Consider the following 17,558-nt stretch of genomic DNA (forward strand, 5'->3'; position numbering starts at 1 on the left):
CCCGTCAGTCGGGGTCCGCGCGGGCGGTGAGTTCCGTCTCCACCAGGCGGTACAGGTGGCGGCGGGCGTCCTGGGTGCTGAGCGGGGGCGACTGGCGGAGCCGCTGGAGGGCGAGGCCGTCGGCCAGGGCGGCGAACCGGACGGTGAAACCGTCGAGGTCGCCGCTGCTGAAAGCACCGTCCGCGACGCCCCGTTCGGCGAGCGCGCGGATCTGCCGGTGCCAGGCCGCGTAACGCTCGGCCTGGCCGCGCGCGAACGCCTCGTCGGTGGCCGGTTCGCCCGCGTGCCAGTAGTCGAACCACATCCGCCAGTGCCGGTCGGTGTCCTCGGTGAAGAGGGCGTCCACGAGCAGCCGCAGCGCCTCGGCGCCACTGCCGGCCTGCTCGGCGGCCTCGCTGAGCTCCTGGTAGTAGCGCTCGATGTGCAGCACCATCGCCTCGGACAGGATCTCCTGCACGCTGCCGAAGTGATAGGTCACCGTGCCGACCGACACGCCGGCCGCGGCGGCCACGTCCCGGACGCCCACCGAGGCGTAGCCGCGCTCCGCGATCAGCGGGACGGCCGCCTCGACGATCAGCCGCCGGCGCACCTCGGTGGGCTGGCGGGTGCGCTCGGCGGCGGCGACGGCCCGGCGCGGGGCCTTCGCGGAGCGCTGCGGCTTGGCGGCGGTCATCCCGACGTCCGCGCGCTGGTGTGGTGCCAGGACCGCTTGACCACTGTCTCTCCGTTCGCCCGTGCCTCGATACGGCTGTCCATGACGAAGTCCGCGGCCGTGGCGCGCAGCTCCGTACGCGCCATGATCTCAGCGTCGTAGTCGTCGCCGCGCCGCAGCCGGATCCGCCACTGTGACACGGCGCTCGCGGACAGCGGGTCGTCGGCGCGGATCCGGTACGTCTCGCGTGCGCTCTCCTCGTAGCGGAGCCCGTCCGGGTACGTCCGTGATCCCCCGTAGTTGGGGTCGACCTCCAGGGTCCACTCCCCCGCCACCACGTCGTGCGTGACCAGCCGCTCGGGCCGGGCCTCGGCGGGCTCGTCGTACGTGACCGGCAGCGGCGGGGACTGCTCCGGCTCCTCGAAGGCGATCGGCGGTTCCGCCCCGGCCGCCCGCACCGGCAGCAGCACGGCGCTGTCGGCGGGTACGACCCGCAGTTCGCCGCGCTCGCCGTGCGGCCACACCCATGGCCAGTAGGCGTCGGAGACGGCGACCCGGATGCGGTGTCCGGGCGGGAAGGCGTAGCCGTTTCCGGTGAGTTCGACCTCGACGTCCTCGTACGTCCCCGGGGTCCATTCCACCGCCCTGTCCCGGCCGTGCCTGCTGAGCAGGTTGAGCACTCCGCGGGTGACGAGTGTCGAGGAGCCGTCGGATGCGACGTCGCAGAGCCGGACGATCACGTGGGCCCGTGCGGTGGCGCTGTCCAGGCGGAGCCGGACGCGGGGTCTGCCGAGGATCTCGACGCGTTCGGCGAGGGGCTCGGAGTCGAAGCAGACCGAGCGGCCGTCCTCCTCGCGCTGGTCGGGCGGCAGGTCGCCGGCGTTGCCGAAGGGGAAGAACCGGCCGGCGTCCACTCCGGTGTGGAGCGGGGAGCGGACGAGGACCGGGGCGCGGGTGCCGGGTGCCAGGGCACGTTCGCTCCAGGTCACCCTCGGGGACGGCCAGTTGTCGGCCCCCACCCAGCGGCCGGGCATCACGTCGTACGAAGTGGCGGGCGGGACGGGGTCGTTGATCCAGGCGCGCAGGAGCGGTTCCCGCATGACACCCGTGTCGGTGTCCTTGAGGTGCTGGTCCCACCAGCGCAGGGTCTCCTGGAGGAAGCCGATCGCGGGGCCGGGTGGCAGTCCTCGGTCGGGGTACTGATGGGACCAGGGGCCGAGCAGCCCGCGCACCCGGTCGGCCGGGAGGTGCTCGACGAGGCGGAACACCGTGTCGCGGTACGGGTCGTGCCAGCCGCCGACCGCGAGGACGGCGGCGTCGATGGCCGTGTAGTCCTCGCAGACGCTGCCGTGTCTCCAGTAGCCGTCCCGCTCCTGGTGGTCGAGCCAGGTGTGCAGGAGGGGTTGGAGGGCGTCGAGGCGCTCGCGCCACATGGGCAGCCAGCGGTCGGCGCCGACGATTGCCGGGTCCGGCGGGCGGGAGGCGAAGGCCAGCATGGTGCCGGCCCAGGCGAGCATGTCGATGCCGAGGACGGCGCCGCCGGTGTAGTGGACGTCGTTGTCGTAGCGGTCGTCGGTGGAGCAGACGGTGACGACCGCCTTGAGCGGTTCGGGCGCGAGGGCGGCGATCTGGAGGGAGTTGAAGCCGCCCCAGGAGATCCCGAACATGCCGACCTTGCCGGTGCACCAGGGCTGAGCGGCGAGCCAGTTGACGACGTCTACGCCGTCGGCGAGTTCCTGGGCGTCGTACTCGTCGCCGGGGGTGCCCTCGCTGTCGCCGTGGCCGCGGATGTCGACGCGGACGGAGGCGTAGCCGTGTCCGGCGTACCAGGGGTGGCGCTGGGCGTCGCGGGGCGCGGTCCAGTCGGTCTTGCGGTAGGGGAGGTATTCGAGCAGCGCGGGCACGGGGTCGGCCTCGGCGTCCACGGGCCGCCAGATCCGCGCATGCAGCCGGGTGGTGCCGTCCCGGGTGGGGATCCAGACGTCCTCGCGGACGACCTGGCGCTCGAACTGTTCGCGGTACTTCACGAAACTCCTTCGGCCACGGGGGTGTTGAGGGGCGCCCAACGGCGGACGCGGTGACCGTCTCCGAGGTCGGTCCAGCCGGCGTCCGCGTCGGTCACGTCCGCCCGGTCGAGGGCGTCGTCGGTGCGGGACGGTGCGTCGGGGCCGGGTTCCAGGGCGGCCGCCATCAGCCGCCGGGTGTAGGGGTGGCCGGGCGCGCCGAAGACGGCTTCGGTGGGGCCTTCCTCGACCACGACTCCGTGCCGCAGTACGACGACCCGGTCCGCGATACCACGCACCACGGCGAGGTCATGGCTGATGAACAGGCAGGCCAGGTCGCGTTCCCGGCGCAGGTCGTCCAGGAGGCGCAGCACCTCGGCCTGGACGGAGACGTCCAGGGCGGTGGTGATCTCGTCCGCGATCAGGACGTCCGGTTCCCCGGCCAACGCACGGGCGATGCCGATGCGTTGGCGCTGCCCACCGGAGAGCTGGGCGGGCAGCCGGTCGGCGAGGGCCGGGTCCAGGCGTACGTCGGCGATGAGCCGGCGGGCCTGTTCGGCGGCCTCGGTGCGGCCGGTCGCGGTGCCGAAGAACCGGAGCGGACGGCGGACCGCGTCGCCGACGGAGCGGCGGGGGTTGAGGGAGGTGTCGGCGTTCTGGAAGACCAGTTGGACCCGGCGCCGCAGTGAGAGCGGGCGCTTCGGGGCGGGGCGGGCCAGGTCCCCGGCCTCGTGGGTCATGGTGCCGCCGGACGGGGTGCGCAGCCCCGCCAGGGTCCAGGCCAGTGTGGACTTCCCGCTGCCCGACTCGCCGACGAGGGCGAGGACTTCGCCCCGGCGGACGTCGAAGGACACGCCGTGCACGGCGCGGGTGCTGCCGTAGTCGATGGTCACGTCGTTCGCGGCGACGGCTACCGGCGCGTCGTCGGGGACGGCGGCCTTGGCGCGGACCGTCCGCTCCCCCGCCTCGTCCACGACCGCGAGTCCGGCGTCGTCCAGGCGCGGCACGCTCGCCAACAGCCGCTTGGTGTACGGGTCCTGGGGTGCGGCGAACAGTCGGCGGGTGTCCGCCGACTCCACCACCCGGCCCGTGCTCAGGACGCACACCTCGTCGGCCATGTGCGCGACGACGCCGAGGTCGTGGCTCACCAGGACGGCGGCCAGGCCGAGTTCGTCGCGCAGGGCGGCGATCAGGTCGAGGACGCTGCGCTGGGTGATGACGTCGAGGCCGGTGGTGGGTTCGTCGAGGACGAGGACCTTGGGACGGGCGGCGATGGCCATGGCGATGGCGACGCGCTGCTGCTGGCCCCCGGAGAGTTCGTGCGGGTAGCGGCGGGCGAGTTCGGCGGGGCGGGGCAGGCGGACCTGGTCGAGCAGGTCGACGACCGGCACCTTCCCGCCCGCCTCTTCGATCTGCCGACCGATGCGCATGGTCGGGGTCAGCGCCTGACCGGCGTTCTGGCCGACCATGGCGACGGTCCCGCCGCGCAGCTGCCGCAACTCCCGTGCGGACAGCGCGAACACGTCCCGCCCGTCGACGTGGACGCTGCCGCCGGTGACACGGGAGCCGTGCCGCAGATGGCCCAGCAGGGTGGCGGCGACGGTGGACTTGCCGCTGCCGGACTCGCCGACGAGGGCGAGGGTACGGCCCGGGGCCACCTCCAGGGACACCTCGTGCACGACCGGTACCTCGCGGCCTGCCGAACGGTAGGCGACGCAGAGGGAGTCGACGGAAACGACAGAGGTCATCAGGAACCCTCCCTGATCCGGTCCACGCCCCACGCCTTGGCGAGACCGTCGGCCGCGAGGTTGAGCCCGACCACCAGGGTGGCCAGGGCGATGATCGGCGCGAGGCTCGCCATCGGGACGACGGTGATGGCGGTGCGGTTCTCGGCGACCATCAACCCCCAGTCGGGGGTGGGCGGGTCGGCGCCGAAGCCGAGGAAGGACAGTGAGGAGATCAGCAGCACCACCCAGGAGGCGCGCATCGCGAACTCGACGCAGACCACGTCGGTGATGTTCGGCAGCACCTCGCGGCGCAGGATCGCCCAGGTGCTCTCGCCACGGGCGCGGGCGGCGGTGACGTAGTCCATGGGCACGATCGCGAGGGCGGCGCCGCGCACCACGCGGACGACCTGGGGGACGTAGACGACGGCGATGGCGAGGACGATCACCGCGGGCCCGGTACCGAGGGCGGTCACGACGACCAGCAGGGCCAGGATCGACGGTACGGACAGGATCGCGTCCAGCACCCGGCCGAGCAGGTCGTCGAACCAGCCGCCGCGCAGGGCGGCGGCGCAGCCGACGACCGTGCCGAGGGCGACGGTGACCAGGGTGGCGGCGACGGACACGCCGAGCGCGTACCGGCCGCCGTACAGGACCCGGGCGAGGATGTCGCGACCGTACTGGTCGGTGCCGGTCCAGTGCTGCGGACTCGGGCCGAGCAGGGCGTGCGAGGCGTCGCCCGCGATCGGGTCGTAGGAGGTGAGCAGCGGTGCGAGCAGTGCGACGAGGATGTGGACGGCAACGACGGCCAGGCCCGCGAGGGCGGTGCGGGAGGAGCGCAGGGCGCGCCAGGCGCGGGTGACGGCGTGCGGGCCCGCCGGAGTGGCGGCCGTGGTCGCCGGGGTGGTGTCGAGTGCGGTCACCGGGTCCTCCCTCGGGTGCGGAGCCTGGGGTTGAGGGCCATGGCGCCGAGGTCGGCGGCGAGGTTGCAGACGACGTAGATCACGGCGCTGACGAGGGCGATGGCCTGGATGACGGGCAGGTCGCGGTTCTGTACGGAGGAGAGCATCAGCTTTCCGATGCCGGGGTAGTTGAAGACGTTCTCGACGACCGCGACCCCGCCCGCGAGCCAGGCGACGTTGAGGGCGATCACGTGCAGGGTCGGCAGCAGGGCACTGGGCAGGGCGTGCCGGGTGACGATCCGCCGGGTGGACAGGCCCTTGAGGCGGGCGGTGGTGACGAACTCGCCGGCCATCACGTCGATGACGGAGGTACGGGCCATGCGCACGATGTAGGCGGCCATGACCACGGCCAGCGCGAGCGCGGGCAGCCATGTGGCGGGCAGGAGTTGGCCTACGCTCGCCTCGGGGCCGTACAGGACGACCGCGGGGAACCAGGGCAGTGCGACGGAGAAGCACAGCACCAGGACGGTGGCGACCACGAACTCGGGGACGCTCATGCCGACGAGGCTGACGGTGGAGATGAGGTGGTCGGGCCAGCGGTCGCGGTAGAGGCCGGCGAGGACACCGAGGACGAGGGACCCGGTCACCGCGAACAGGACGGTGACGACGGCTATGAGCGCCGAGTTGCCGAGGTACTGGGCGACTTCGCCGCCGACGCCCTTGCCGGAGACGAGGGAGGTGCCGAGGTCACCGTGCAGGGCGCCCTTGATCCAGTCGACGTAGCGTTCCCAGGCGGGCCGGTCGAGACCGAGCTGGTCGCGCAGGGCTGCCACTGCGTCGGGGGTGGCGTCCTTGCCGAGGATCTGGGTGGCGACGTCACCGGGGAGGGCCTGGACGGCGAGGAAGACGAGGACGGAGGAGAGGAACAGGGTGCCGACGGCCGAGGCCAGCCGGCGCAGGGTGAACGACAGCATGCTCAGGCCCCCTTCACACCGATGTTGAGGTAGTCGAACTCGAAGCCGTGCTCGGCGTAGCCGCGGACCTTGCGGGAGATGCCGACGAGCCGGTCGGCGAACATCGGGGTCATCGCCCCGCCCCGTTCGATCACCAGTGTCTGTGCCTCGCCGTACAGTTCACGGCGCTTCGTGTCGTCGGTCTCGGCGCGGGCCCGGTCCAGGACGGCGTCGAACTCCTTGTCGGACCAGGCGGTCTCGTTGTAGGAGGAGCCGCTGCGGAAGATCTGGGTGAAGAGCTGGTCGACGGGCCGGCCGGTGAACCAGTAGGTGGCCATCAGCGGCTTCTTCATCCAGATCTGCGTGTAGTACGAGTCCGCGGCGGCCGTCTTCACCCGGATGCGGATGCCGGCCCGCTTGGCGGATTCCTGGTAGGCGAGGGCCATCGGCGTGAACAGCGGGTCGTAGGAGGAGGTGTAGAGGTCGACGGCCAGGCCCTCGTATCCGGCCTTCTTGAGGAGGTGGCGGGCCTGCTCGGGGTCGTGCGCGGGGTGGGCGGCGAGGTGGGCGGGGTCGCTCGGCGGTACGGGGTTGTCCCAGCCGGCGGTGCCCGCGCCCTGGAGCGCCGCCTTCACGACGTGCTCGGGGTCGTAGGCGAGTTTCATCGCCTGGCGGACGCGGACGTCGGTGAAGGGCTTCTCGGTGGTGAGCATCGGCAGCACGTACCACTGCGCGTCCTTCACCCGGGCGACGGTGGCTCGTTCGGAGGCGGCGACGACGCGGGCGGTGGCGAAGTCGAGGTTGGTCTGGGAGAGCAGGTCCACCTGGCCGGCGAGGAGGGCGTTGGCGCGGGCGGACATGTCGGCGACCGAGTAGAAGGCGATGGCGTCGAGGACCGGGCGGCCGGCCCAGTGGTCCTTGTTCGCGATGACCCGGCCGGGGCCCGCCGGGGCGAAGGACTCCAGCGTGAAGGGGCCGGTGCCGATGCCGGTGCGGCCGATGCCCTTCGCGCTCCCGTCCGGGACGACGTAGCAGTTGTAGTGCGTCAGCAGGCTCGGGAACTCGGCGTTCGGGGTCTTCAGCGGGACGACGAGGGTGTGGGCGTCGGGCGTGCGCAGGGTGTTCGGGTCGACGAGCGGGGCAAGGACGGCGGCCTGGGGTGAGGCGGTCGTCTTGTCGAGGATGTGGCGGAGCGTGTACGCGGCGTCGACGGAGGTGAAGGCGCGGCCGTCGTGGAAGGTGACGCCCTTGCGCAGCCGGAAGGTCCAGGTGCGGGCCCTGGTGTCGGACTCCCAGGACTCGGCCAGGTCGGGGGCGAGTTCGCCGTCTGCGCCGACGCGGACCAGCCGGTTGTAGAGGGCGCCGAGGTATTCGTAGGCCGACAGGGAGCTCGCCGGATCGAGGGTCTCGGCGTCGGAGGCCGGGGGCCGGGCGATGCGCAGGGTGCCGCCGGGGTCGGGGGCGCCCGTCGGGGCGGCAGCCGTCAGGTCGGGGGCGGCGGCTGCCCCCGTACAGCCGGTGAGCAGCCAGGACGCGCCGAGCGAGGCCGCGGCGGCCGCGCCCGCGGCGAGCATCGAGCGGCGCCCCGGGAGGTGGGTGTCGGGCATGGACCGACCGTCTCTCTCGCTATTCGTTCAGTGGAACGATTGAGTGAAGTCCGTGAACGATAACCAGCGGACGACTCCCCGCCAACCCGTCGGACGCAGAAATTAACCTCGGGACACGCACCGGTAACGCCCGCCCCGCCGAATCGGGTGCCGGTACGCCGGACCGGCACCGGCTCCGCCCCGCACTCCCGGGCCGGTGGATCAACTACCTTGCCCTGAGGGTGCGTTGACAGTGGACGGGATCGGCGCGACGGTGAGGGTTCCTGTTGGGCCCCGAGAGCGGAGGTCGTCACTTGGCCGGTTCGTCTGCACCTCGCTCGGACATCGATCTCGTCGAACGCGTACGCGCACTCCAACCCCTCATCCGCTCGCACGCCCTGCGTGCGGAGCGGCAAGGGCGAGTCGCCGAGGAGGTCGTCGAGGCTCTCGCGGGCGCCGGGATCCACCGTATGAACGTCCCCCGCCGCCATGGGGGTTACCAGAGCTCGCTGCGGACGCAGGTCGACGCGCTGAGCGAGGTCTCCACCGCGTGCGGGTCGGCCGGGTTCATGGCGTTGATCCAGGCCGGGTGCGCGTTCATCGCGGCCCTGTTCCCCGACAAGGCACAGGACGAGATCTTCACCCATCCCGATGTACGGGTGGGTGGCACGCTCATCCCTGGCTCGAAGGCCGTTGCGGCGGACGGTGGTTACGTGGTGAGCGGGAAGTCCCCCTTCGCAACCGGCTGTCAGGATGCCGACTGGCATCTGCTGACCGCGTCGGCCGACACCGGACAGGGGCCGCCGGAGATGCTGTGGCTGGCGATCCCCATGACCGATCTCAAGGTCCTGGACGACTGGAACGTCTCCGGCCTGGCCGGGAGCGGCAGCAACACCGTCGTCGCGCAGGAGGTGCACGTACCCGCCCATCGCGTACTGGCGGTCGGGCCGTTGCTGGCGGGCTCGTTCCCGTCGCAGCGCGCCGGCACCGACCCCTTCTACCACATGCCGGTGCTGCTGCTGTTCTGCGCCTGGACGGCCGCGAACGCCCTCGGTCTGGCACGGGCGGCTCTGACGGAATTCAGCGAGCGCATCCATCAGCGCGGGATCCCGTACACCTTCTACGAGCGCCAGCACGAGGCCCCGGTGACGCATCTCCAGTTCGCCGAGGCCGCGATGAAGGTCTCCTCCGCGGAACTGCTCGCCGCCGACTTCGTGGGGCTGATCGAATCCCGGGTGGCCGGCGGAGAGCCCTACACGACCTTGGAGCGGTCCCGGATCAGGGCTCAGTGCGGGTATCTGGCGCGGTTGTGCAAGGAGGCCGCGGACCTGGTCGGGTCCGCTTCGGGTGCCTCGTCCCTGCACCGGGAGGTGCCGATCCAGCGGATCGTGCGGGACCTCAACGCCCTGAACCTGCATTCGTTCGTCAATCCCGCCGCCAACCTGGAGTTGTACGGCAGGGTGCTGTCAGGGCTCGACGCCGGGACGCCGTTCCTCTAGTGCTGGGTTCCTCCGGCGCCCAGCGGTGCCGGCCGGGTACCGCTCGGCGGCTCGGTCACCGCGGGTGTGTTCGGCTCAGGGCTCCGGGTTCAGGCAGGTCGGTAGGGGGCCCGTGGCAGGGGGCGGGGCGGCCAGGCAGGCGGCGGCACGTTCCGGGCCCAGGAACGGGGCGAGTACGGAGAAGGCCAGGCCCGGCAGCAGTGCGGGCAGTTCGGCGGTCCGGCCGGTGGCTATGCGGCGGTAGATCGCGGAGTACACACCACCGACCACCGTGTCGACCAACTCCTCCTCCGGAATGGGGAGTTCCAGGTCGGGCAGGTCGGTGAAGTAGTCCCGGAAGCGGGTCAGCAGGTGTTCGCGGGCCTCTCGTCCGGCGGGGCCCACCGCGTCGATCTCGACGATCGCCATCGCCGCGAACGCGGGTGCCTCGGCGAGGATCACCAGCAGTGCGCCGAGGCCGGCGCGCACCTGCCCCGGCCAGTCGCGGGCCTGGGCACGGGCTTCCTCCATCGCGGCGAAAACCAGGGAGGTGCCGTGGTGGTGCGCGGCGAGGAAGGCGTCCTCCTTCCCCTTGAAGAGCTCGTAGAAGACCGGCCTGGTCACGCCGGCGGCCTGGCAGATGTCGCTGACCCGGGTGCCGGCGTAGCCGACCTGGGCGACGGTGCGGACGAACCCGTCGAGCAGCCGGTCCCGTTGGTTGGCGGCGACGGCCTCCGGCGAGGTGCGGCGCGGACCCCGCCGCAGCGAGCGCTCCGGGTCGCGCCCCTTGCGGGTACCGGGCAACACCAGCGGAGGCGGCACCGGCGAACCTGCTGCCATTCCAGGCCCCTTCTCACGACGTCACGTGTCATGCCTTGACGTTGAATACTCGTCAGGTTTACAACCTTCACAGGTTTTCTTCTCACGCGGACCTGCGGTGGACGACCTGCTGGAGCCGTCAGTGTCACGCACCCGCAAGGCGCCAACAAGTGCCCCGGCGTCCCTGACACCGGGTCAGCCATCAGCAACGCGCACCGGTCCGGCAGTCCGCCACCCAGGACCGCCATGCCCGGGCCGTCCGTCCTTCTCCATGTCCGGGACGGGCGCCCCTTCCTCATACCACCCGCACGCCCGAAAGAGGACTCCCGCATGCGCAGAATCGGTGTCTCCGCCTTAGCCGTCACCGCCGCTCTGTCCGCCCTGACCCTCCTTCCGGCCGCCTCGGTATCGGCGGCCGGCTCCGTTCTCACCTACGGCAGCGCCGGCGGCAGCGCGGTCTCCGTGGGCGACGTACTCACCGCGTCACTGGCGAGCGGCACCAAGGCCACCCTCGCCACGGCCAGCGGCGGCTCCAGCGGCATCACCTGCACCGGCTCGTCGCTGTCCGCCACGGTGACGTCGAACCCCGCCGCCCCGGGCACCGCGACCGAGTCCGCGACCTCCCAGACCTTCAGCGGCTGCACCAGCAACGTCCTCGGCGTCACCGGCGTGCAGAGCGTCACCGTCAACAACCTGCCCTACACCACGTCAGCCGCCTCGGGCGGCGCCGTGACAGTGACCCCGGCCTCGGGCAGCACCATCCAGACCACGGTGGTCCTCTCCACCCTGCTGGGCACCGTCAACTGTGTCTACCGGGCGTCCGGTCTTTCCGCGGTGAGCTCCAACACCGGCAACAGCCTGACCTTCACCAACCAGGCCTTCACCAAGGCGTCCGGATCGTCCCTGTGCGCGGCAAGCGGATACTTCACGGCCGCCTACGCGCCGGTCGTCGACAGCAGCGTCAGCGGCTCCCCGGCCGTTTACACCAACTGACCGCCGGCCGGCAGAGTGGACTGACACCCGGCCCAGAGGTCCGGCCCGCCGCCCCCGTGACGGCCGGCCGGACCTCTGGCATGCGGACCTCGCCCATCCCCGTTCGACTGCGCGAGGCGAGGGGACGCCTCGGAGAGAAAGGGGCCCGCGTTGGCGGAGACCACGAGGCACGCGGAGAATACGAAGGACGCAAGGATGGCGGTCGAGGCGGGCGGCGGCCATGTCGAGTCGCCGCCTCCGTGATCACCCGAGGTTGCGGTCCGTACGGTGGACGGTCCTCCTCCAGGACCCGCCGTACCGGATGTGCGGCGCCGAGACCGGCAGCAGGCCGGACGTCCACACGCCGTCCGTGCCGCGCAGGAGACGGACCGGTGAGTGATGCAGACGTTCCTGCCCGACCCCGACTTCCGGCAGACGGCGCTCCTGCTGGACCGGCGCCGACTGGGCAAGCAGCGCGTCGAGGCACTGCAGGTCCTCCGCGGCCTGACCGTCCCCGGCTACGGATGGCGCCGCCACCCGGCCGTACGGATGTGGACCGGTTACGAGGAGGCGCTCGTACGCTACGGCCTGGAGATCTGCCGGGTCTGGCGGGAGCAGGGACACCAGGACAGCTGCGCCGCCTCCCTGGTCGCCGACCTCGCCGCGTACCGTCCCGGCGCCCAGGTCCGTGACCAGGCGGAACTCGCGGCCGCCGGGGAACTCCCGCCCTGGCTCGGCGACGAGTCGTTCCACGAGAGCCACCGTTCGGCACTCGTCCGCAAGGACCATGACGTGTACGCCGGCCTGTTTTCCGGCGTGCGCGACGACCTGCCGTACGTGTGGCCCTCGTCGGATCGCGCCGACAGCCCCACCGGCCGGTGAACCGCGTGCCGCCGCTTGCGGCCAGGGCGTGCGGTGCATCGGCTCGGTGCCGAACGCGTCCGTTGCCAAGTCCGACGAGCACACCCCGGCACACCGGAGCAGGCGGGGCCGACCGACGAAATGCGTTTCATGAGGTGTTGCAAGGCGCAGGGTGGGATCAGCGATTCGTGCGGCCACCGCATGTCCGTCGGCGCCGGCGTCGCCGACGCGCCGCGGGCGAGCAGGGCCGCGATCGCGGGCTTTCCTGAATCCGCCCCCGGAAAGCAGCCCACTCGCCACACTGGCATCTACGCCGTGGAGAAAGGGGCTCCGCGGTCCATCGGGGGTGCGAATCATGGACGTCCTGCTGAGTGTGGTGCCGGACAGCGCTGCGAGCGCAGAGGAGAGGGAACGGCTGGCGAGGAGGCTGCTGGCCGAGTTGCGCGGGCTGGACCTCCACACGTTGCAGGCCGTGGCCGACGGCGCCCCGCGTGAGGGCTCGAAGGGGGTCACCGCGGGGGCGGTCGTCCTGGCGCTGAGCGTTCCGGGCGGCGTGCTCACCTCGCTGATCGGACTGGTGCAGGACTGGCTCGGGCGGCAGGTCGGCCGAAATCGTGTCTCGATCACCCTAGACGGCGACACACTGGATCTGCCTGCGCCGACTCCCGAAGAACGGCAGCAGCTGATCGACGCGTTCGTGCGCCGTCACGGCGCGGGTGGGGAGTAGTCGTGGGAGGCCGGTTCGCCCTGCTGATCGCCACCTGTGTCTACGAGGACCAGGGGCTGCAGCAGCTGACCGCGCCCGGCCACGACGCCGAGGCACTGGCCGAAGTCCTGCGCGACCCGGACATCGCCGGGTTCGAGGTGACGACCCTCGTCAACAGACCGCACCACGAGGTCGGGTCGGCCATCGGCGATTTCTTCCGTGCCCGCAGCCACGACGACCTCACCCTGCTGTACTTCACCGGGCATGGCCTCAAGGACGACGACGGCCGCCTCCACCTGGCCACGGTCAACACCCGCCTCGCCAACCGCACGTTCACCTCCCTGCCCGCCGAGCAGATCGACCAGGCCATGACCGCCTGCATGTCGCGCCGGCAGGTGCTGATCCTCGACTGCTGTTACAGCGGCGCCTTCCCTGCAGGCCGGCTCGCCAAGGGCGACACCGACGTGCACGCGCTGGAGCGGTTCCAGGGCCAAGGCCGTACCGTGCTGACCGCCTCCGACGCAGCCCAGCACGCCTTCGAGGGCGACCGGCTGCACGGCAGCGCCCCTCGCTCGGTCTTCACCAAGCACCTGGTGCAAGGGCTGCGCGACGGCAGCGCCGACCTCGACGGCGACGGCGACATCACCCTCGACGAGCTGTATGCCTACGTCCATGGCAAGGTCGTCGCCGAGATGCCGCAGCAGCGGCCCAAGAAACAGGAGAACATCGAGGGCCGTACCGTCATCGCTCAGAACGTCAACTGGGCCCTTCCCGCGCAGCTCCAGAACGCGCTGCAGAGTCCATTGGCGACGCAGCGGCTCGGGGGTGTGGAGCAACTCGCCCACCTGTACCGCATCGGCAACGTGACGGTCCGCGCCCGCGCGGCGGAGCAGCTCCGGCTCCTGGCGGACGACGACAGCCGCACCGTGTCCGCCGCGGCAGCCACCGTGGGAGAAACCGCCGGACACCCCCCGAACATCGCTGCAGGGCCGGCTGAGATCCAGGATCTGATCGACCAGGCGACCGAGGAACGTGACGCAGGCGCGCCCGAACAGGCCGAAGAGCGCTACTGGTCGGCTCTCGATCTCGCCATAGAGCACCGCGCCAGACGGCAGGAGGGCTGGGCCTGGGACGGCCTCGGCTCCTGCCGTTGGAGAGCCGGGGACTTCGCGATGGCGCTGAGGTTCTTCACCCGCGCCGATCGCATCGCCGACGAGACAGGTGACATGCTTCTGAAGACCTGGTCCCTGTACAACTTCGGCGTGGACCGGCGGGAACACGGCGACGTGTCGACCGCCAAGGACTTCTTCCGGCGGGCCCTGTCCGTAGCAGACGTCCATCGGTGCCACACAGCGGCAGGCTGGATCCACCACCAGATGGCCAAGATGGCGCATGCCGAGGGGGATGCCGACCAGGAGCGGGAGCACTACGAAGCCGCCGTCCACAACGGCCTGGCCGGTCACAACGAGTCTCTGACCGGCTGGAGCCTGGTTCACGTCGCCATGTGCGCAGAGCAGGCCGGCGACCTCACGCAGGCAAGCGAACACTACAGGCGCGCCGTGGAAGTCAGCTCCCGGCTCCGCCCTCGGTGGATCGCCCGGGAAGCCGAGAAGGGACTTGTGCGGATCGCCGGTCCGGCGGACCGCACACCGCACCACGACGGTACCGGGGCCTGACCCCCGGTCAACGCGCGCCGCATGGTGGCCTGCTGCGTACCGCGTAGACGAGCCCTCACCACGCCCCTGGCCAAGGCCGAGCCACCGAAGAAATGCGGCTCGTTAGGATGAGTCGGTGATCTTCAGAAGGAAGCAGAAGGCGTCGGACCTGGCCGCCGCCGTGTCCGAGCTGGAGCAGGCAGTGGCCGCTCGCGACGGTGCCCGCACCGAGCGGGCCTTCAAGACGGCGACGAGTAGGCTGCAGTCGGCGACGGAGACCGAATGCATAGCGGTGGGGCCCCGGTTGGCCGCGCTGCTTCCCGCTTTTCCGCCCACCGGCCCGCGGCCGATGCTGGCGACGGCGGCCGGCTTCTGCGTGGAACGCGGTGCCGACCCGGCGGCCTGTGCGGAGCCGATCCTCGACGGCACCCACCAGGACCTGCTCGACGCCCTGGAGTTCGCCCGCCTCTGGACCGCGACTGGCGGCCCCGAGGATGAACTGCCTGAACCCGACACGGAGGTCATCGACGACGCGCTGATGGCCCGACTCGGCGACGAGGCACACGAGGCTCTGCGGCTGGCGCTCGCCTGGTGCTCGGTCGAGGAGTGGCAGCCGCCCGCGCTGGCCGTGCTGTGCCGCAGCGCTGAGGTGCGCCGCCGATACGCATCCGCGCTCCTCCCCGCCTGCCGCGACCTGGCGGCGCTGGAGCGGCACGACCTCAAGTGCCTGGCCTACGCCTTGGCGATCTTGGACGACGAGCCCCTGGTGGTGCTGCACCGGCCCACTGGGACCGGGTTCGAGGTGCGCATCGGCGGCATCGGGGACAACTTCCAGTTGCACACGCTGCTCGCCCACGTTCTCATCGGCGGCAGACACGTGCCCGGCACCGCACCGTCGGCGGAGAGCGTCCGTCTGGCCACGGACCCCGAACCGGCCCGGGGGCGCACCGGGATCGTCTCGACCGGGGCCTTCGAAATGCTTGCTCCGGACGGGGAGCGGATCTGGAACGAGGGGCTGCCTGACGACATCCCCGTTGTGGAGGGGCGCCGCCTGCTCGTGCTGGACGAGCCGGCGTACCCGCGCAGTTGGAACGCCGACCGGTTCTTCCCGATGCTCCCGGGCACGGTCGAGGTGGCCCGTGTCCTGTCCGCAGACGAGGCGCAGACCTGGTTCGCCTGCACCTCGTCCGGCAATGGGACCAGGCGGACGTCTTGACCTGGTCGACCAGGCCGCCGCCGCACGGCGTCGACTGTTCTGCTACGGCCGGAAGTCGGGGCTCGGACCTGCCCGCTCCGTCGAACGAGGAGTGCGCCGGAGCGCTGTCGGAACCACTGAACATCCGCTGTCTCGTGATGGTGGCTGAGACAGCCCGAAAACCGCCCGGCCGGTGTGCAGTGCGGCCGGCAGCGCTGCGCCGTGAACGAGGTACGGCCGCAAGTCGAAGAGGTGCTGTTCTCCTCGCTGGACCGTGCCGGTGGAGTCGGTCGAGGTGTCCGACATGGTTGTCCGGGTCGAGGCCCCGAAATACTGCCCGGCAGGCGACCGGCCCCGGCCGTGAGCGCCCCTCAGGGCGAATACACGGCTCCTGTCCGCGGTGCGGGCAAGCCCGTCGTGGTGGGATTGAGGGAGCGCCGGATCATCTGTGACGAGGCGGCTCGGCATGGCGGGCGGACCGATCAGCGGAGGCGGTAGAGGGCGTGGTTGTCCACCGGCTCAGGCGGTGTCAGGTCGTCGGAACGCTTCGGCGTTACGCGCGCACCAGTCGGCGAAAGTCCGCGGCCTGCGTCCGAGCAGCCGCTCCACGGTGTCCGTCCGGAACCCTGCGGTGTCGGCCCGCATGAGGGTGAAGCCCTCCGTGATGGCCTCGGCAAGTGCCTTGGGTGCCCCGTCGGGAAAGCGGAACCGTACGGCCTCGGCCGTTGTGGCCGTTGCCCGGACCTCGATGTCGCGGCCGATCGTCTCGGCGATGATCCGGACCTGTTCGGCTACGGTGAACACCTCGTCGCCGGTGAGGACGTACTCCTTGTGGTGGTGGCCGGCCTCGGTCAGGGCGAGGGCGGCGACCGCGGCGATGTCCGCGGGGTCGATCGGCGCGTAGCGGCCGGGGCCGACCGGGTCGAGGACGTATTGTCCCTCGCGGATAGTGAGCAGCCAGTCAAGGGCGTTGGTCATGAAGCCGCCGGGCCGCAGGAATGTGGCGGGTATGCCGGACGCGCGGATGATCTTCTCGCGTTCGTGGTGCCAGCGCCCCATGGCGGGTATCGGGTCGAAGGTGACGTGGAAAGAGGACAGGTGCACGATGTGACGCACCCCTGCGGCCTCGGCTGCGGCGATGGCGGCGGCGGTGTGGTCGGTGCCGATGCCCTGTGTGAGCAGGAAGAGTCTGTCGACGCCGGCGAAGGCGGGAGCCAGTGTCGTGGGCTCCCCCAGGTCGCCGACGGCGCGCTCGGCACGCTCGGGCAGTCGTGCCGCGCGGGCGGGGTCGCGGACGAGCAGACGTAACTTCGCGCCTTTCGCGTCGAGTTCGCGAACGAGTTCACGGCCGATGTTCCCGGTGGCTCCGGTGACCAGTATCATCATGGCTCCTCAAAGTCGTTTGCCGTCTAGTGAATCCGAGCGGACGTTAGCCGGTTAATGATTAGCCGTCAATCGACTTGCGCGCGGCCCGGGCGTCCGGCCCCCGCACACCACCGAAAGGCTGCGATGTCAGAGTTCCTGGACCTGCACGGCAGAACGTCGAAGGTGCTCCGCGCCCTGGCCGACGGGGCCATGCGACGCCATGGGTTGCACGTCGGACAGAACTACCTGCTCGCCGTGTTGTGGGAGCGGGACGGCAGCACGCCCGGCGAAGTCGCCGCCGCACTGAACGTCACGACGCCCACCGTCGTCAAGATGGCCGACCGGATGACCGCAACCGGACTGCTCACCCGCCGCCGTGACGAACGGGACAACCGACTCGTCCGGCTCTGGCTCACTGACGCGGGGCGTGCGCTGCGGAAACCGATCGAGGCGGAACGGCGGTTGATCGAGGAAAAGGTCACCGCGGATCTCACCGAGGCCGAACGCGAATCCCTCTTGAACGCCCTGACGAAGGTCCATCGGGCGGCGAGCAAACTACTGAGCGAGCCCATCGATCACGGCGACTCGGCCATCACCTGAAACCAGCTCGCCACCGACGGCTTCCCCGTCCCCGACGAGCTGCTCGCCCAGCCATCCCCGCCTTTCGGTGCAACCACATCCACTTCA

15 protein-coding genes are annotated in these 17,558 nt (G+C 71.2%); 7 read left to right on the forward strand and 8 right to left on the reverse strand.

Going from position 1 to position 17,558, the window contains the following annotated elements; genetic code table 11:
* Window positions 1-4: 4 nt before the first annotated feature.
* From ACFY6U_RS34595 to ACFY6U_RS34620, 6 genes are read right to left on the reverse strand one after another with little or no spacing between them, the layout of a single operon-like run.
* Entirely contained in the window at window positions 5-673 is a 669-nt protein-coding gene (locus ACFY6U_RS34595; protein WP_390044573.1) for a TetR/AcrR family transcriptional regulator, read from the reverse strand.
* On the reverse strand, window positions 670-2,679 hold the full coding sequence (locus ACFY6U_RS34600) for a CocE/NonD family hydrolase (protein WP_390044575.1): 2,010 nt from the start codon (window positions 2,677-2,679) through the stop codon (window positions 670-672). The genes ACFY6U_RS34595 and ACFY6U_RS34600 overlap by 4 nt, the downstream gene beginning before the upstream one ends.
* On the reverse strand, window positions 2,676-4,403 hold the full coding sequence (locus ACFY6U_RS34605) for a dipeptide ABC transporter ATP-binding protein (RefSeq protein ID WP_390044577.1): 1,728 nt from the start codon (window positions 4,401-4,403) through the stop codon (window positions 2,676-2,678). Before ACFY6U_RS34605 ends, ACFY6U_RS34600 begins: the two co-directional genes overlap by 4 nt.
* A complete protein-coding gene (locus ACFY6U_RS34610; RefSeq protein WP_390044579.1) occupies window positions 4,403-5,302 on the reverse strand; it encodes an ABC transporter permease in 900 nt (299 codons plus the stop codon). Before ACFY6U_RS34610 ends, ACFY6U_RS34605 begins: the two co-directional genes overlap by 1 nt.
* The gene (locus tag ACFY6U_RS34615; protein ID WP_390044581.1) at window positions 5,299-6,255 is read right to left on the reverse strand and encodes an ABC transporter permease; all 957 of its coding nucleotides are present in this window, start codon (window positions 6,253-6,255) and stop codon (window positions 5,299-5,301) included. The genes ACFY6U_RS34610 and ACFY6U_RS34615 overlap by 4 nt, the downstream gene beginning before the upstream one ends.
* Before the next feature lie 2 nt (window positions 6,256-6,257).
* Window positions 6,258-7,841 carry an ABC transporter substrate-binding protein gene (locus ACFY6U_RS34620; protein WP_390044583.1) on the reverse strand — a complete coding sequence of 528 codons (1,584 nt, stop codon included), beginning with the start codon at window positions 7,839-7,841 and terminating at the stop codon, window positions 6,258-6,260.
* Between the two features lie 293 nt (window positions 7,842-8,134).
* On the opposite strand from ACFY6U_RS34620, the gene ACFY6U_RS34625 reads away from it, so the two are divergent.
* A complete protein-coding gene (locus tag ACFY6U_RS34625) occupies window positions 8,135-9,319 on the forward strand; it encodes an acyl-CoA dehydrogenase family protein (protein WP_390044585.1) in 1,185 nt (394 codons plus the stop codon).
* A gap of 75 nt (window positions 9,320-9,394) precedes the next feature.
* On the opposite strand, the gene ACFY6U_RS34630 is transcribed toward ACFY6U_RS34625, so the two are convergent.
* The gene (locus ACFY6U_RS34630; protein WP_390044587.1) at window positions 9,395-10,138 is read right to left on the reverse strand and encodes a TetR/AcrR family transcriptional regulator; all 744 of its coding nucleotides are present in this window, start codon (window positions 10,136-10,138) and stop codon (window positions 9,395-9,397) included.
* A 309-nt stretch (window positions 10,139-10,447) separates the two neighbouring features.
* Between ACFY6U_RS34630 and ACFY6U_RS34635 the strand changes: the two genes are divergently transcribed.
* From ACFY6U_RS34635 to ACFY6U_RS34655, 5 genes are all read left to right on the forward strand, one after another.
* A complete protein-coding gene (locus ACFY6U_RS34635) occupies window positions 10,448-11,110 on the forward strand; it encodes a Tat pathway signal sequence domain protein (RefSeq protein WP_390044589.1) in 663 nt (220 codons plus the stop codon).
* Between the two features lie 378 nt (window positions 11,111-11,488).
* Window positions 11,489-11,971 carry an MSMEG_6728 family protein gene (locus ACFY6U_RS34640; protein WP_390044982.1) on the forward strand — a complete coding sequence of 161 codons (483 nt, stop codon included), beginning with the start codon at window positions 11,489-11,491 and terminating at the stop codon, window positions 11,969-11,971.
* Window positions 11,972-12,305: 334 nt separating this feature from the next.
* The gene (locus tag ACFY6U_RS34645; RefSeq protein ID WP_390044591.1) at window positions 12,306-12,677 is read left to right on the forward strand and encodes a hypothetical protein; all 372 of its coding nucleotides are present in this window, start codon (window positions 12,306-12,308) and stop codon (window positions 12,675-12,677) included.
* 2 nt (window positions 12,678-12,679) lie between these two features.
* Window positions 12,680-14,332 carry a caspase family protein gene (locus ACFY6U_RS34650; RefSeq protein WP_390044593.1) on the forward strand — a complete coding sequence of 551 codons (1,653 nt, stop codon included), beginning with the start codon at window positions 12,680-12,682 and terminating at the stop codon, window positions 14,330-14,332.
* A gap of 115 nt (window positions 14,333-14,447) precedes the next feature.
* Window positions 14,448-15,527, forward strand: coding sequence for a hypothetical protein (locus ACFY6U_RS34655; protein WP_390044595.1), 1,080 nt, complete (start codon window positions 14,448-14,450; stop codon window positions 15,525-15,527).
* Window positions 15,528-16,025: 498 nt separating this feature from the next.
* Here the strand turns inward: ACFY6U_RS34655 and ACFY6U_RS34660 are convergent, their stop codons facing one another.
* Window positions 16,026-16,892: an NAD(P)H-binding protein gene (locus ACFY6U_RS34660; RefSeq protein ID WP_390044597.1), complete on the reverse strand. Its 867-nt coding sequence runs from the start codon at window positions 16,890-16,892 to the stop codon at window positions 16,026-16,028.
* A 162-nt stretch (window positions 16,893-17,054) separates the two neighbouring features.
* Between ACFY6U_RS34660 and ACFY6U_RS34665 the strand changes: the two genes are divergently transcribed.
* The gene (locus ACFY6U_RS34665) at window positions 17,055-17,471 is read left to right on the forward strand and encodes a MarR family winged helix-turn-helix transcriptional regulator (protein ID WP_390044599.1); all 417 of its coding nucleotides are present in this window, start codon (window positions 17,055-17,057) and stop codon (window positions 17,469-17,471) included.
* Window positions 17,472-17,558 lie beyond the last annotated feature (87 nt).

Origin of the sequence: Streptomyces sp. NPDC013157, assembly GCF_042899865.1 — a bacterium.
Classification (GTDB): domain Bacteria; phylum Actinomycetota; class Actinomycetes; order Streptomycetales; family Streptomycetaceae; genus Streptomyces.

Coding starts and splice junctions, on each gene's coding strand:
- ACFY6U_RS34595 (WP_390044573.1), bottom strand. CDS start 673: ATGACCGCCGCCAAGCCGCAGCGCTCCGCGAAGGCCCCGCGCCGGGCC.
- ACFY6U_RS34605 (WP_390044577.1), bottom strand. CDS start 4,403: ATGACCTCTGTCGTTTCCGTCGACTCCCTCTGCGTCGCCTACCGTTCG.
- ACFY6U_RS34615 (WP_390044581.1), bottom strand. CDS start 6,255: ATGCTGTCGTTCACCCTGCGCCGGCTGGCCTCGGCCGTCGGCACCCTG.
- ACFY6U_RS34620 (WP_390044583.1), bottom strand. CDS start 7,841: ATGCCCGACACCCACCTCCCGGGGCGCCGCTCGATGCTCGCCGCGGGC.
- ACFY6U_RS34630 (WP_390044587.1), bottom strand. CDS start 10,138: ATGGCAGCAGGTTCGCCGGTGCCGCCTCCGCTGGTGTTGCCCGGTACC.
- ACFY6U_RS34635 (WP_390044589.1), top strand. CDS start 10,448: ATGCGCAGAATCGGTGTCTCCGCCTTAGCCGTCACCGCCGCTCTGTCC.
- ACFY6U_RS34640 (WP_390044982.1), top strand. CDS start 11,489: ATGCAGACGTTCCTGCCCGACCCCGACTTCCGGCAGACGGCGCTCCTG.
- ACFY6U_RS34645 (WP_390044591.1), top strand. CDS start 12,306: ATGGACGTCCTGCTGAGTGTGGTGCCGGACAGCGCTGCGAGCGCAGAG.
- ACFY6U_RS34660 (WP_390044597.1), bottom strand. CDS start 16,892: ATGATGATACTGGTCACCGGAGCCACCGGGAACATCGGCCGTGAACTC.